This is a genomic window from Caulobacter sp. 602-2 (assembly GCF_011043625.1).
GTDB lineage: Bacteria > Pseudomonadota > Alphaproteobacteria > Caulobacterales > Caulobacteraceae > Caulobacter.
In genome coordinates this window covers 65326-79621 of record NZ_JAAKGT010000001.1, presented here as the reverse complement: position 1 = coordinate 79621, position 14296 = coordinate 65326, and the positions used below count along the sequence as shown (strand labels likewise).

Below are 14296 nucleotides of genomic sequence, written 5' to 3'. Positions count from 1 at the left end.
GAGGGGCCTGCGCCACAGCACCCCCAAATTGAGTAGTACAATCTTTTGGCGATCCGAGGCCGCCTCTCGCCGAGCGAAACACTCGCATCGACAACCTGCCAGCGGCATATGCCGACACACATCTAAAAGTATATTCCCCAGATGCGCGACGTTTGCGCCCCAAATACTGAAAAATAGTGCGTTTGACGTATGCCTTCGGAGTCGCCGTACCGATTTTGCATTACGCCGACCGATGTATTTACTTACCAAATCATTAAGACCTTAATTCACGGCGAAGGGGGAAACCTCTTCTTTGTCCGCGAACAAAGATGCGCGGTTGAGAACACTTAGAGGAGGATACGACATGAATACTCTGCGCGAACTGATCTTCGAAGAAGACGGCGCGGCCGCGGCCGAATACGCCCTGATCCTGGCCATCATCGGCAGCGCGATCGCCGTCGCCGCCGTGCTGCTGGGCACCAACATCGGGGTCGCCATCACGGACGCCGCCACCTGCGTGGCCAATCCGTCGGCCGCCAACTGCTGAACCAAGTCGTCGGCGGCGCGGGGCGGCAAGCCGCGTCGCCGACCCATGGTGGTGAGCCAGGACAGGCTCCCCGCTGACGTGGGGAGGGGGTTGCAACAATGCAGACGAAAACCGTCATATCCCTTGGCGCGGCCGCTGTGCTGGGCCTGGGCGCCGTGCTCGCCGCACGGGTCTATATGAGCGCCGGGCGCGTGGACGCCCCGGTGGTCAAGGAAACCGGCTCGACGCCCGTCGTCGTCGCCGCCCAGCCTCTGGCGAGAGGCTTCAAGCTCCAGTCCGCCGTGCTCAAGGTCGCGCACTATCCGACCGACGCCGTGCCGGCCGGCGCCTTCCGTTCCATTCCCGAGGCCGCCTCAGGCCCGGGCGGCGCGCGCATCGCGCTGAAGGACATCGCCGCCAACGAGCCGATCCTGTCCGACCGCGTGTCGGGCTCGGGCGGCCGCTCCAACCTCGCCAGCTCGCTGGGCGAAGGCATGCGGGCGGTGTCGCTGCGGGCCAACGACGTCGCCGGCGTCGGCGGGTTCGTGCTGCCGGGCGACCGGGTGGACGTGCTGCTGACCCGCAGCAAGGACAACAACCAGCCCGACACCAGCCTGACCCAGGTGCTGGCCGAGAACGTCCGCGTCGTCGGCGTCGACCAGTCCGACGACCAGGGCGCCGACAAGCCGGTGGTGGTCAAGGCGATCACCGTCGAGGTGACGCCCGACCAGGCCCAGGCCATCACCCTGGCCCAGGCGGTCGGGGCGGTGTCGCTGTCGCTGCGGCAGATCTCCGACCAGGCGCCGCTGGGCCGCCGGACCATGACGCTGGCCGACCTGTCGCGAGGCATGGGCCCCACCCAGGTCAACGCGCCGGCTCCGACGCCGGTCCGGGCCGTCGCCCCCCGCCGTCCGGCCGCGCCGCGGCCCGCGGTCTCGTCCATGCCGCCGTCTTCGACCGAGGTCCGCGTCACCCGCGGCGTCGAGACGACCGGCTATCGCGTGGGGCTGTGACCATGGCCGCCACCACTCCCCCTCCCTCCCGCCGGCGCGCCGCTGACGCGCACGGCGCAGGACCCGCCCACATGACCCTGAAACGCTCGCTGCTGGCCGCGGCGGCCGGCCTGCTGCCCCTGCTGGCGGCGGCTCCGACCACCGCCCTGGCTCAGCCCGCCGCCGCCCTCTCCGACGTCGCCGTCCGCAAGGTCGAGGTCAACGTCGCCGTCGGCAAGGCCCAGGTGCTGGAGCTGCCCGCTCCCTACACCGACATCATGATCGGCAACCCCGACACCGCCGACGTGCTGCCCCTGACCTCGCGGTCGGTCTATGTCGTCGGCAAGAAGCTGGGCGGCACCACGCTGACCGCCTACGGCCCCGGCCGCCGGCTCGTGGCCGCCGCCAACGTGGTGGTCGGCGCCGACGTCGAGACCCTGCGCCAGCGGATGCGCGACGCCCTGCCCAACGAGGAGAACCTGAAGGTCGCCTCGGGCAACCAGTCGATCGTGCTGACCGGCACCGCCAGCAGCGGCGCCGTCGCCGGCCGCGCCGCGGCCCTGGCCGAGAGCTACGCGCCGGGCCAGGTGGTCAACATGCTGTCGGTCCAGGGCAGCCAGCAGGTCACCCTCTCGGTGCGCATCGTCGAGATGGAGCGCGCCACGGCCAAGGCCCTGCGGCTGAACATGAACACCGCCAACCCGGCCTCGCCGAACTACCACAACTTCGTCATCGGCACTGGCGACACCGGCGTGGCCACGACGCTGACCGACACCTTCGGCCTCCTGAAGTTCCCGCTGCGGGCCGGCGACGTCGACCTGGACGTGCTGTTCGACGCGCTGGAGACCAAGGGCCTGGTCAAGACCCTGGCCGAGCCGAACCTGACGGCCATGTCGGGCGACACCGCCAACTTCCTGGCCGGCGGCGAGTTCCCCGTCCCCGTGGCCCAGAACCAGAGCGGCGGCCAGACGACGATCACGGTCGAGTTCAAGCAGTTCGGCATCGGCCTGGCCTTCACCCCCACCGTCCTGCAGGACGGCATGGTGAACCTGGTGGTCAATCCCGAGGTCTCGAGCATCGATCCCAACGCCTCGTTCGTCAGCAACGGGCTGCGGATCCCCGGCATCAAGGTGCGGCGGGCCAAGACCACGGTCGAGCTGCGCGACGGCGAGTCCTTCACGATCGCGGGCCTGATCCGCGACGACTACCAGGACCAGATCCGCCAGTTCCCGATGCTGGGCGACCTGCCGATCCTGGGCTCGCTGTTCCGCTCGACCAGCTACCAGCGCAACCAGACCGAACTGGTGATCCTGGTCACCCCGCACCTCGTCCGGCCCACCCGGGCCCGGCAGGCGACGCCGGCCGACAACTTCGTGCCGCCGTCCGACACCGAACTGTTCCTGCTGGGCAAGACCCAGTCGAGCACGCAACCAGTCAAGGGAGGGGCCGATGCGCCTCAAGGCCATGTCCTTCAATAGGATCCTGCTGGCCGCCGCGGCGCTCGCCGCGTCCGGGGCCGCCCTCGCCGGCTGCACCGACGCCCGCAAGGACCTGTCGCCCGACTTCGGCATGGCGGTGCGGACCAACCTGGCCGCCCAGAAGGCCGACCCGGACGCCCGCTACGAGGGCGTGCTGCAACCCGGCGGCGACGGCGTCCGAGCCGCCCTGGCGGCCACCCGCTACGGCAAGAACCAGGTGATCCAGCCCGTCCAGGCCAGCACCTCCAGCATCGACAACAAGGGAGCGGCCAAGTCTCCGGCCAACTGACCATGTCGCGCGCGCCCCGCCTTCTTCATCGCTTCGTCCAGGACCGTTCCGGCACGGTGGCCACCCTCACCGGGGTGGCCCTGATCGGACTGGTCGCCATCGGGGGCCTGGCCTTCGACGTCAGCCGGGCCCTGGCCCTTAGGGCCGAGCTGGAGAACGCGGTGGACGCCGCCGCCCTGGCCGGCGCCAGCCAGCTGGACGGCACGAGCGGCGCGATGGGACGGGCCCAGACGGCGGCCATGGGCAGCCTGGTCAGCAACCGCCAGGCCCTGGGCGACACCTTCGAGAGCAACGTGGCCGTCGCGGCCAGCGACATCATCTTCCTGTCCAGCCGCGACCCGGACGTCACCGCCACCACCGACGCCACGGCCAAGTTCATCCGCATCAACCTGACGCCGCGCCCCCGCGGCCTGGTGTTCGGCGCCCTGACCGGCGCGGCGGGATTCAACGCCACGGCCCGCGCAGTGGCCGGCTACGGCACGGCGATCTGCAAGGTGCCGCCGCTGATGATCTGCAACCCGAACGAGGCGACCAGCCTGGTGTTCGACGGCGACAACTACATCGGCAAGAACTTCGTCCTGACCCCGCCGCCCGGCGGCAACGGGGCCTGGGGTCCCGGGAACTTCGGCTTCCTGTCGGTCGGCTCCGGCGCGGCGGACGTCAAGAACGCCATGGGCCGCTATCCGCCGCTGACCGAGTGCTTTGGCACCGTGGTGCAGACCCAGACCGGCAACATCGCCTCGGCGGATGACTACTTCAACGTCCGCTTCGACATCTACAAGTCCTCGGCCAGCGGCCTGAAGAGCGACCCGCTGTTCCGCCCGGCGATGAACACGCTGGTCGGCGCCAAGACCAACGCCGGCAACAGCGCCTGCAGCCCCACGGTCTCGGTTCCCAGCAACAGCTGCTCGAGCAGCGCGGCGGTCGCCGGCGGCATGGGCCTGCCGCGCGACTGCAACCAGACCGGAACGGTTGGCAGCGGCGTGTGGAACGTCGCGCAGTACTTCGCCACCAACCATTCGGGCATCAACCCGACCACCTACATCCCGCAGGTTCCGGCGGGATCGACGGGCACGGGCTGGGCCGCCTATGGGCCGACGCCGGTCGCCGGGGCCACCAGCCCGAGCCGCTATCAGGTCTACAAGTGGGAACTGGCGATGCTGAGCGGGTCGATCTCGACCCCGGCGGGCGCCTTCTCCGACGGCCAGACCGCCAACAGCGGCTCGCACGACTACGCCGCGCCCCAGTGCAACAAGAACGGCGGCCAGGCCACGCCCGACCGACGCACCATCTCGGCCGTGATCGTCAACTGCAACGCCGACAACGTCCACGGCAGCTCCACCGTCAACGTCATCGCCTATGTCGACCTGTTCCTGATCGGCCCGGCCGTCAGCAACTCGATCTATGGCGAGGTCATCGGCTCGACCACCGACACCTCGGCGGTCGGCGCGGAGACGATGCTCTACTCGGTGCGGCTCTATGACTAAGCGCCCCTCCTTCGCAGGACGGCTGATGGCCGGGCGCGAGGGCTCGGCGGCGGTCGAATTCGCCCTGGTGCTGCCGTTCATGGTGCTGCTGTGCTTCGCCTTCGTCGGCGCGGGACGGCTGTTCTGGAACTACCACATCGCCGTCTCGTCGGTGCGCGACGCGGCCCGCTACGCCGCCCGCCTGCCGATGACCTGCGCGGGCCTGACCAACGCCGGCGACGTCGCCAACATCCAGAATCTGACCCGCACCGGCACCAAGGACGGCTCTGGCGCGCCCTTGATCGCCACCTGGACCAGCAACGCCACGGTGACGGTCACCGTCACCTGCGTCAGCAACGCAGGCGGAACCTATTCGGGTCGCTACGACGGCATGACCGGCGTGCCCCGGGTGCAGGTCGCCGCGACCCCGCCCTACATCGAATCCTTCGGTCCGCTGACCGGCATCACCCTCACCTCGTTCACGGTCAGCTCGCAGCAGGCGTGGACAGAATGACCCGTCTTCCGACCATAGCCTCGCGGTTCGCCCGCGACGAAAGCGCCGCCACGGCGACCGAGTTCGGCCTGGTGTGCTTCGCCTTCATTGTCATGCTGCTGGCGGTGATCGACATGGGCCGGCTGGGCTGGACCATCAACACCGCCAAGACCGCCACCCGCGAGGGCGCGCGCCTGGCCGTCGTCAGCCCGATCGTCTCGACCTACATGGCGACCTACGACGGCACGGCCACCTATGGCGGCGGCGGCACCGTGCCCGACATGGCCTTCAGCTGCACGGGCTCGAACACGACCTGCACCCAGACGCAAGGCAGCGGCGGCTCGCCGGGCTTCGACAACACCACCTTCACCGCCGTGCTGAACAAGATGCAGGCCTACCAGCCCGACATCACCGCAGCCGACGTGACCATCACCTATCGCCATGTCGGCATCGGCAAGGTGGGCAACCCCTACGCCCCCGACATGGAGCCGCTGGTCAGCGTCAGCGTCGCCAACCTCACCTTCACGAGCGTGGCGCTGCAGATCTTCGGCGTCGCCCCCTTCAACCTGCCGACCATGACGTCGACACTCAGCGGAGAGAGCCTGTCATGAGCCTGCTCCACTTCGGCCGTCCCAAGACCGTCGCGCCGCCGCCCCAGCCCAGCCGCCCCACGGCCTGGCGGGTGGGGCTGTGCGGCGCGGGCCTCGGCGCCGATCCCCCGGTGGCGATGCTGTCGGCGATGTTCCCGGCGGTGACCTTCCGCCTGCTGGACTGCGCCTGGCCTGAACGGGCCGCCCACGCCTTCGACCTGCTGATCGTGGGCGTCGACGCCGGGGATCCGGCCGAGCTGGAGCGCATGACCTCGCGGATCGCGGCCAGCGCCGGACGGTTCGAGGTGCTGGTGGCCATGCGCGGCGCCGACATCGAGGCCACCCGCCGCCTGCTGCACCAGGGCGCGGCCGACGTGCTGCCCGCGCCGGTCAGCGACACCACCCTGGCCATCGCCCTGGAGCGGATCTTCTGCCGGCTCGACACCGGCCGGGCCCACAAGCGCAGCGGCGAGATCATCAGCGTGCTGAAGGCCGGCGGCGGCGTCGGGGCCACCTCGCTGGCGGCCCAGACGGCGGTGATGCTGGCCGGGCGCACGGGCGCCGGCGGCGTCTGCCTGGCCGACCTGGACGTGCAGATGGGTGCGGCGGCGCTCTATCTCGACGTCGGCGACGCGGTGACGGTGGGCCAGGTGCTGGCCGCCGGCGGCGCGGTCGAGGAAATGCCCTTCGCCACCTCCCTGCCCTGCCACCGCAGCGGCGTGGCGGTGCTGGGCGCGCCGCAGGAAATGATGCCGGTCGAGGCGCTGAGCCCGACGCTGGTCGACGGCCTGATGGCCGCCCTGCGCCGTGACTTCGAGACCACCCTCGTCGACCTGCCCACCGTGTGGACCGCCTGGACCAACCGCCTGCTGCGCCAGTCGCAGAGGATCGTGCTGGTGACCCACCTGTCGGTGCCGCACGTGCATCTGGCCCGCCGGCAGCTGCACATGCTGTCGGCCCAGCGTCTGGACGACGTGCCGGTGACGCTGGTCTGCAACCAGGTCGAGCCCGACAGCGCCAGCGGCCTGTCGCTGAAGGCCGCCGAGCAGGCCATCGGCCGCCCCTTCGACCTGGTGGCGCCCGAGGACCGCAAGCTGATGCAGCAAGCCATCAACCAGGGCGTGGCGCTGAGCGCCGTGCGCCGGGGCAGCAAGCTGGAGGCGGCGATCGCGCGCCTGGCCGACACCCTGGTTCCGGCCCAGCCCGTCGCCCTCGCCCAGGTCGGGAGGTAGCCATGCTCTGGAGCGAAGAGACCCGCCGGATCGAAAGCCAGGCCGCGGCCGCCGATTTCGCCCAGCCTGCGCCGATCGACGACGCCCTGGGCCTGAAGGTCCGGCTGCACCAGCGGCTGATCGACCTTCTGAACCTCAGCCTGCTGGACCGCACCCCGCGCGAGACCCTGCGCCAGGAAATCCGCGGCGCCGTCAGCGGCCTGCTGGCCGACGAGAAGCGCCTGCTGACCCCGGCCCAGACCGACCAGCTGGTCGACGAGATCCTGGACGAGCTCCTCGGCCTTGGCCCGCTTGAGCCGCTGCTCAAGGACGACAGCGTCACCGACATCCTGATCAACACCCACGAGACGGTGTACGTGGAGCGGTCCGGCCGCCTGCATCGCACCAACGTGCGGTTCCAGGACACCCGCCACCTGGTGCGGATCATCAACAAGATCGTCGCGGCCGTCGGTCGGCGCATCGACGAGAGCCAGCCGATGGTCGACGCCCGCCTGGCCGACGGCAGCCGCGTCAACGCCATCATCCCGCCGCTGGCGGTGGACGGGCCGCTGGTCTCGATCCGCAAGTTCTCGCGCGTGCCGCTGGCCATGACCCGGCTGGTCGAGCTGGGCAGCATCACCCAGGAGATGGCCCTGGTGCTGGAGGCCGTCGTCCAGGCCCGCCGCAACGTGCTGATCTCGGGCGGCACGGGCTCTGGCAAGACCACCCTGCTCAACGCCATGTCGGCCTATATCGACGAGCGCGAGCGGATCATCACCATCGAGGATTCCGCCGAGCTGCAACTGCAGCAGCCCCACGTCGGCCGCCTGGAGACCCGCCCCGCCAACATCGAGGGCCAGGGCGAGGTGCAGCAGCGCGAACTGGTCCGCAACGCCCTGCGCATGCGGCCCGACCGCATCATCGTCGGCGAAGTCCGCTCGGGCGAGGCCTTCGACATGCTGCAGGCCATGAACACCGGCCACGACGGCTCGATGACCACGGTGCACGCCAACACCCCGCGCGACGCCCTCTCAAGGGTGGAGCAGATGGTCGGCATGGCCGGGCTCGACATCCCCGCCCGCTCGGTGCGGGGCCAGATCGCCTCGGCCATCCACGTGGTGGTGCAGGCCGAGCGAATGGAGGACGGCCACCGCCGCATCGTGTCGGTCTCGGAGATCACCGGCATGGAGGAGGACGTCATCTGCATGCAGGAGATCTTCCGCTTCCGCCGCGCGGGCCGGACCACCGACGGCCGGGTGGCCGGCTCCTACGAAGCCACGGGCGTGCGCCCGCGGTTCATGGAGGTGCTGCACGCGCGCGGCGTCGACCTGCCGCCCAACCTCTTCTCACCTGGCCGGATCTCGGGGTGACACCATGCAGGGACTGTTCTTTCCGATGGCGCTGGTGCTGGCCTTCGTGGCCGCGGTGCTGGCTGGCCAGACCATCTTCGGCCTGCTGCTCTCGGCCCGCGAGCAGACCCAGCGGGTCAATCGCCGCCTGACCCTGATGGCCGGCGGCATGAGCCAGGAAAAGGTCTACGAGGCCCTGGTGCGCGACCCGCGCGGCACCTGGATCGACCGCACGCCCTATGGCGCCCTGCACGGCCGCGCCACGCTGTACCTGCGCCAGGCGGGGATCACCGCCGGCCCGCTGCAGGTGCTGGGCGTCGTGGGCGCGATCGCCGCCGGCCTGTGGCTGCTGGCCCTGGTGTTCCTGCGCGGCCAGCCGGTCGAGACGCCGGTCTCGCAGGTGCTGGTCACCGCCGTCGGCGCGATCGTGATCAGCGCGGGCGTCACGGCGATGTGGATCGTGCAGCGGCACGGCGCGCGCCTGGCCAAGCTGGAAGAGCAGCTGCCGCTGGCCCTCGACGTGATGATCCGCGCCCTGCGCGCCGGCCATCCGGTTATCTCGGCCGTGGGCCTGGTCACCCAGGAGATGCCCGACCCGATCGGCACCGAGTTCGGCCTGGTGCTGGACGAGACGACCTATGGCGTCGAGTTCCGCGACGCCCTGGCCAACCTGTCGCGTCGCACCGGCTCGCCGGACGTGGCCTTCTTCGCCGTCAGCATCGCCATCCAGAGCGAGACCGGCGGCAACCTGGCCGAGATCCTGTCGGGCCTGGCCGCCGTCATCCGCGGCCGCGCCTCGCTGGCCAAGCGGATCCGGGCGCTGTCGAGCGAGGGCCGGATGTCGGCGCTGATCCTCAGCCTGCTGCCGCTGTTCTGCGTCGGCGTGGTCAGCGTGTTCCGCCCCGAATTCTACACCACGAAGTTCTCGGACCCGGCGTTCTGGCCCGTCGTGGGCGGCGTCGTGGTCCTCTACCTCATCGGCCAGCTGATGATCCGCCGGATCGTCACCTTCAAGTACTGAGGCCTCGCCATGGACCTTTTCCTTTCCGTCGGACTGCAGGTCGCCGTCTTCCTGGCGGTGGGCGCCATGGCCCTGCTGGTCTTCCGCCAGGTCGACACCGGCGCGGCCCTGAAGCGGCGCATGCGCGAGCGGGCCGCCGGCGGCGCGGCCCTGGCGACGGGCCCCGCGGGCGGGCTGCTCAAGGACTCCAAGCCCAAGACCCCTCTGCTGGGCTGGCTGCAGGCCAAGGCGCCGAGGGCCGAGACCGCCGAAAAGCGCTCGCGCCTGGCCAAGACCCTGGCCGAGGCCGGCTTCGAGGGACCGGCCGCCGTGCCGGGCTACTTCCTGGTGCGGGTGCTGAGCGCCGTCGGCCTGCCGGCCATCCTGCTGCTGGCCCAGAAGCTGTCGGCCAAGCCCGTGGTCGGACTGCCGCTGATCGCCGGCGCCCTGCTTCTGTGCGGCCTTGGCCTGGTGATCCCCGCGATCATCGTCGACCTGAGGGCGGTCGGACGCCGCGAGCGACTGGAGAACCAGTTCCCCGACGCCCTGGACCTGATGGTGGTCTGCGTCGAGGCGGGCCTGGGCGTGGATGCGGCCTTCATCCGCGTCAGCCAGGAGATCAAGCCCTCGCACGCCGACATCGCGCGCGAGTTCAGCCAGGTCTCGCAGGAACTGCGCGCCGGCCGCAGCCGCGCCGACGCCCTGCGGCGGATGGCCGACCGGGTCAATGTCGACGCCCTGCGCGCCTTCGCCGCCCTGATGATCCAGACCGACAGCCTGGGCGCCAGCATCACCCAGACCCTGCGCTCCTACTCGGGCGAACTGCGCGAGCGTCGCTTCCTGCGCGGCGAGGAGAAGGCCATGCGCATCCCGGTGCTGCTGACCATCCCGCTGGTGGCCTGCATCCTGCCGGTGATCATCACCGCCCTGCTGCTGCCCGCCGGCCTCGACGTCGTCCACAACCTCATGCCCGCCATGAAAAGGCACTAGAGATGCGCAAACTGCTCGTCGCTTCCGCCGCCTGCGCCCTGCTCGTCCCGCTGTCGGGCTGCGCCACCCTCAAGCAGCTGGCCAGCGCCCTGATGGGCCCCAAGCCGGCGCAGACCGAGATCCGCGCCCTGGCGGCCCTGCCCCCGCCCGATCCGGCCGCGGCGGTCGACCGGCTCTACGGCCGCGCGGCGGAGGCCATCAAGGCGCGGGACTACGCCCTGGCGCTGGAGCTGCTGCAACTGGCGGCGACCCGTGCGCCGACCGACGTGCGGGTGCTGAACGCCCAGGGCGTGGTCTACGACAAGTTGGGCCGCTTCGACCTCAGCGAGCGCTACTACACCCAGGCCCTGGCGGTCGATCCGCACTCGCGCATCGTGCTTGGCAACATGGCCTATTCGGCCCGCCTGCAGGGCCGCGAGCCGCCGGCCGGCGTGCTGCAGGCCCTGGCCGAGCCCCAGACGACCCTGGCCGGCGGACCGCCGGCCGAGATCGTCCCCATGCCCGGCGGCGGCTCGTAAGACCGATCAGGAGATCCTCCGATGGAAATCGACCTCGTTCGCCTGACCGGCTCGGTCGCCTACGCCGTGCTGTTCATCGTCGCCGCCGGCTGGGACGCCTGGACGCGCAAGATCCCCAACTGGACCGTCGCGGCCCTGGCCGTGCTTTTCCTGTTCGCCCAGCTGCTGACCTGGTCGACGCCCAACTGGCTGTCGAGCTTCTGCGCCTTCGGCCTGGTGATGCTGGCCGGCGTGCCGATGTTCGCGCGGCGGCTGGTCGGGGCCGGCGACGTCAAGCTGCTGGCCGTGGCGGCGTTGTTCGCGGGAATGGAGAACCTGCTGCTGCTGCTGGTGGCCACGGCCATCGCCGGCGGCGCCCTGGCGCTGGTGGCCCTGGCCGCCCGGCCCTACGCCGGAGCCTTCGGCGGCTGGATCCGCGGCCGCGCGGGCGTGCCCTACGGCGTGGCCATCGCGGTCGGCGCCCTGCACGTCGGCACGACCACGGGAATGCTGGCGATCAGCCAGCGCCTGACCCACTTACAACTTTGAAAGCAAGAAAAGGCGATCTCCTGTATTTGCGCGATTATCTCCTGACAGGAGAAAACCACGTTTTTCGCGCAGATCTGATAGCGTTGTCTTCCTGGTTTAGTCATTTCAGCTACCCAATGCAGGGTATGCGAGCCCGTCGGAAATAATATCCAATCAGTAAACCAGCCGTCGGCGGGCAGAATAAAGCAATATGGTTTTTAATCGCGACAGCATTGCAATCGAGAGTTTTATCGCGATCTCGGACCTGATCTTTCTTCCTGCACCGGCGGCGATCCTTACGGGGCGTCGCACATGGGACTGATAAAGATGATCGAGGTGGTGGATTCGGAGGTCGAACGCGGCGTGTTCGAGTCGCACGTCGCCAACGCGATCCTCAATCTGGTGAACTTCGGCGTCATCGTCGCCGACAGCGAAGGCTGCGTCTACGCGGCCAACGACATGGCCTGGAGCTACGTCGCGCAAGGCGACGGCCTGGCCGAGAAAGGCGGCCTGCTGACGGCCGAGAACGGCTTCGAGTCCGAAGCCCTGCACAACCGCATCGCCGCGGCCGTGCGCCAGGGCCGCTCGGGCGCGATGCTGATCCACCGCTCGCGCAGCCAGAAGCCGCTGGTGGTCCTGATCGAACCCTTCAGCACCGACGACAGCGGCTTCCGCTGCGCGCTGGTCACCGTGCGCGAGGTCGGCCGCGCCTCGCCGCACATCGCCGAGCGCGCGCGCATGATGTTCAACTTCTCGCCCGCCGAGGCCGAGATCGTCTCGCGCGTGGCCCAGGGCCGCGAGCCGGCCGAGATCGCCGCCGAGCGCAAGGTCAGCATCAACACCCTGCGCGTGCAGATGGCCTCGGCCATGGTCAAGGTTGGCGTTCACCGCCAGGCCGAATTGGTCTCGGTTATTTCTTCGGCCGACATCCTTGAATGAAATATCTATAGGCAACTATTCTTGCCATTAGTAAGAGTGAGTTATTGTCGCGCGATCTGTATATGTTAATATTTACAGGTCGCGAGGGCAAATCCCCCCGTTTTGTCACCGCCGCGACGAATGACCGGCTCGCCGAGGCTGTCCGCAACGCCATCGACGATCCTCGGCGGCGCGCCCCGCCCGCCGAGCGCCGGGTCTGGACATCAGCACCCCCTCGTCCAGACCCGGCGCCGGTCGATCGCTCGGCACTCCCAGCACAACCGAACATTCCACGCCGCGGCCAAGCTCGCGGCGCGCTTTGCATTGCCCATAGTAAGAATGCACTACGCAATACACGTTAAACATTGGATTTAGACAATATTTAAGTGCGACACCCTGTCATTCTTACTATGCAAATCGTTTACCATGCTTTAGGGCGCTCTGCTTAACCCTCCCTCGCGATGATCCTCCCATCATCCTCACTCTTGGGGTTTGCAATGCGCTTTCCGATGATCCTGGCCGCCGCCTTCACCGCTCTGGCCGCCACCACCGCCTCCGCCGCGCCGGCCAGCTACGAGCTTCGTCTCGAAGGGCACGTGCCGGTCATCTGCCGCGTCAATCTCGACGCCACCACCGCCTCGGCCGCCGAGCCGACCGACCTGGGCCGCATGACCGAGTTCTGCAACAGCGCTTCGGGCTACGAAGTGCGCCTGACGCACGCCCAGGGCCTGACCGACGCCGCCGTCTATGTCGACGGCCAGAAGATCCAGCTGTCGTCGACCGGCGTCACCCTGATCAGCCGCTCGAGCACCGCGGCCTCGCAGAGCCACAGCCTGCGCCTGGACCCCGGCGCCGACGCCGGCCAGGTCGGCGACCTGTCGGTGAACATCACCGCGCTCTGACACCGTTTTGCTCCGCCCTTCCCCCCGGGCGGTCGGCAAAAAGAAAGCCCCGTCGGCTCGCGCCGGCGGGGCTTTTTCAGGCTGGGCCGAGGTCACATGCAGGCGACGGGGGTGGTGGCCGTCGGCACGGCCAGGGGCGTCACGGTCACCGTCAGGATGTCCTGGTAGTTGGGCGACGGAACCTTGCCCGCGCCGCCTTCCAGCAGGGTCGGCGTCACCGCCAGGTACTGACCCGACAGGCCCGCGCGGGCGCAGGTGACGGTGTTGAAGGTCGGCGAGGCCGTGGTCTTGCTCTGCCCCAGGAAGTCCAACTGGTAAGGAATCCGCTGGTTGGTCGTGCCCAGGTTGCCGCCGGCATAGGTCATGCGGAACTGGTTGGCCGAGGTCAGCGCCACCGAGTACGGACCCGAGCTGGCCACGCGCACGTTGCCGGTGCGCTGCTTGACCGAGTTGGGCGTCGACGGCAGCGAGGCCGTCGTCAACGTGCCGATCTCACCGAAGTCCAGCGCCGGACCAACGAAGCTGGCCTGCAGGGCGCTGAGCACATTGATGCGGATGTCGAGCGAGTTGGCGATCACGCCCTGCTCGTCAGCCGCGCCGCCGGTGCGCTTGCAGTAGTACTTCTGGTCCAGATAGAGGTCGGTCGTCCCCGCCGGCAGGTCGGCGCCGCTGGGCACGGTGATCGTCACCATGAACGTCTGCACGTCGGGCTGGCCCACCCCGCCGAAGTTCAGCTCGACCTCGTTGGGATTGACGTTGTTGGGGTCGAGTACGTGCCCGGGCGGATTTTCGAGGATCTGCCCGCCGGTGGAGGTCTGGACGATCGTCAGGCTCGAGGGCGTGTCCGGCCGGCGCAGGTAGATGAAGTTCACCTCCTGCGTCTTCTTGCCGCCGACCGCCGGCGGACGCCGGGCGGTGATCGCCAGGGTCTGCACCGTCGTGCCGGTCGGGTTGAAGGGGTCGAAGGTGCCCGACAGCACGACGGGATCGAAGGTCACGCACTGGGCCTGGGCCACGCCCGAGACCAGCAGGATCCCGCCAACGCCGGCGGCCAGTCCGATGAGCAGGGAATGCGATCGGCGTTTCAT

General features: G+C 69.3%; 16 protein-coding genes. 15 read left to right on the top strand and 1 reads right to left on the bottom strand.

Going from position 1 to position 14296, the window contains the following annotated elements:
- Positions 1 to 343: 343 nt before the first annotated feature.
- The 15 genes from G5B46_RS00320 (at position 344) to G5B46_RS00250 (ending at position 13208) form a co-directional block, all read left to right on the top strand.
- On the top strand, positions 344 to 526 hold the full coding sequence (locus G5B46_RS00320) for a Flp family type IVb pilin (RefSeq protein WP_165255114.1): 183 nt from the start codon (positions 344 to 346) through the stop codon (positions 524 to 526).
- 98 nt (positions 527 to 624) lie between these two features.
- A complete protein-coding gene (gene cpaB, locus G5B46_RS00315) occupies positions 625 to 1518 on the top strand; it encodes a Flp pilus assembly protein CpaB (protein WP_165255113.1) in 894 nt (297 codons plus the stop codon).
- 71 nt (positions 1519 to 1589) lie between these two features.
- Complete coding sequence (locus G5B46_RS00310) at positions 1590 to 2975, top strand: type II and III secretion system protein family protein (protein ID WP_165255111.1); 1386 nt, start codon at positions 1590 to 1592, stop codon at positions 2973 to 2975.
- Complete coding sequence (locus G5B46_RS00305) at positions 2947 to 3264, top strand: hypothetical protein (protein WP_165255109.1); 318 nt, start codon at positions 2947 to 2949, stop codon at positions 3262 to 3264. Before G5B46_RS00310 ends, G5B46_RS00305 begins: the two co-directional genes overlap by 29 nt.
- A 2-nt stretch (positions 3265 to 3266) precedes the next feature.
- On the top strand, positions 3267 to 4751 hold the full coding sequence (locus G5B46_RS00300; RefSeq protein WP_165255108.1) for a pilus assembly protein TadG-related protein: 1485 nt from the start codon (positions 3267 to 3269) through the stop codon (positions 4749 to 4751).
- 25 nt (positions 4752 to 4776) lie between these two features.
- The gene (locus tag G5B46_RS00295; protein ID WP_165255106.1) at positions 4777 to 5244 is read left to right on the top strand and encodes a TadE/TadG family type IV pilus assembly protein; all 468 of its coding nucleotides are present in this window, start codon (positions 4777 to 4779) and stop codon (positions 5242 to 5244) included.
- A complete protein-coding gene (locus G5B46_RS00290) occupies positions 5241 to 5834 on the top strand; it encodes a TadE/TadG family type IV pilus assembly protein (RefSeq protein ID WP_165255104.1) in 594 nt (197 codons plus the stop codon). The genes G5B46_RS00295 and G5B46_RS00290 overlap by 4 nt, the downstream gene beginning before the upstream one ends.
- Complete coding sequence (locus G5B46_RS00285) at positions 5831 to 7045, top strand: hypothetical protein (protein ID WP_165255103.1); 1215 nt, start codon at positions 5831 to 5833, stop codon at positions 7043 to 7045. Before G5B46_RS00290 ends, G5B46_RS00285 begins: the two co-directional genes overlap by 4 nt.
- A gap of 2 nt (positions 7046 to 7047) precedes the next feature.
- Entirely contained in the window at positions 7048 to 8394 is a 1347-nt protein-coding gene (locus tag G5B46_RS00280; RefSeq protein WP_165255101.1) for a CpaF family protein, read from the top strand.
- A gap of 4 nt (positions 8395 to 8398) precedes the next feature.
- Positions 8399 to 9394 carry a type II secretion system F family protein gene (locus tag G5B46_RS00275; RefSeq protein ID WP_165255100.1) on the top strand — a complete coding sequence of 332 codons (996 nt, stop codon included), beginning with the start codon at positions 8399 to 8401 and terminating at the stop codon, positions 9392 to 9394.
- A 9-nt stretch (positions 9395 to 9403) separates the two neighbouring features.
- On the top strand, positions 9404 to 10363 hold the full coding sequence (locus G5B46_RS00270; RefSeq protein ID WP_165255098.1) for a type II secretion system F family protein: 960 nt from the start codon (positions 9404 to 9406) through the stop codon (positions 10361 to 10363).
- Positions 10364 to 10365: 2 nt separating this feature from the next.
- The gene (locus G5B46_RS00265) at positions 10366 to 10881 is read left to right on the top strand and encodes a tetratricopeptide repeat protein (RefSeq protein ID WP_165255096.1); all 516 of its coding nucleotides are present in this window, start codon (positions 10366 to 10368) and stop codon (positions 10879 to 10881) included.
- Positions 10882 to 10902: 21 nt separating this feature from the next.
- On the top strand, positions 10903 to 11409 hold the full coding sequence (locus G5B46_RS00260; RefSeq protein ID WP_165255094.1) for a prepilin peptidase: 507 nt from the start codon (positions 10903 to 10905) through the stop codon (positions 11407 to 11409).
- A gap of 291 nt (positions 11410 to 11700) precedes the next feature.
- Positions 11701 to 12327, top strand: coding sequence for a LuxR C-terminal-related transcriptional regulator (locus G5B46_RS00255; RefSeq protein ID WP_165255092.1), 627 nt, complete (start codon positions 11701 to 11703; stop codon positions 12325 to 12327).
- A gap of 476 nt (positions 12328 to 12803) precedes the next feature.
- Positions 12804 to 13208: a hypothetical protein gene (locus tag G5B46_RS00250; protein ID WP_165255091.1), complete on the top strand. Its 405-nt coding sequence runs from the start codon at positions 12804 to 12806 to the stop codon at positions 13206 to 13208.
- Positions 13209 to 13300: 92 nt separating this feature from the next.
- Here the strand turns inward: G5B46_RS00250 and G5B46_RS00245 are convergent, their stop codons facing one another.
- Complete coding sequence (locus G5B46_RS00245) at positions 13301 to 14296, bottom strand: hypothetical protein (protein WP_165255089.1); 996 nt, start codon at positions 14294 to 14296, stop codon at positions 13301 to 13303.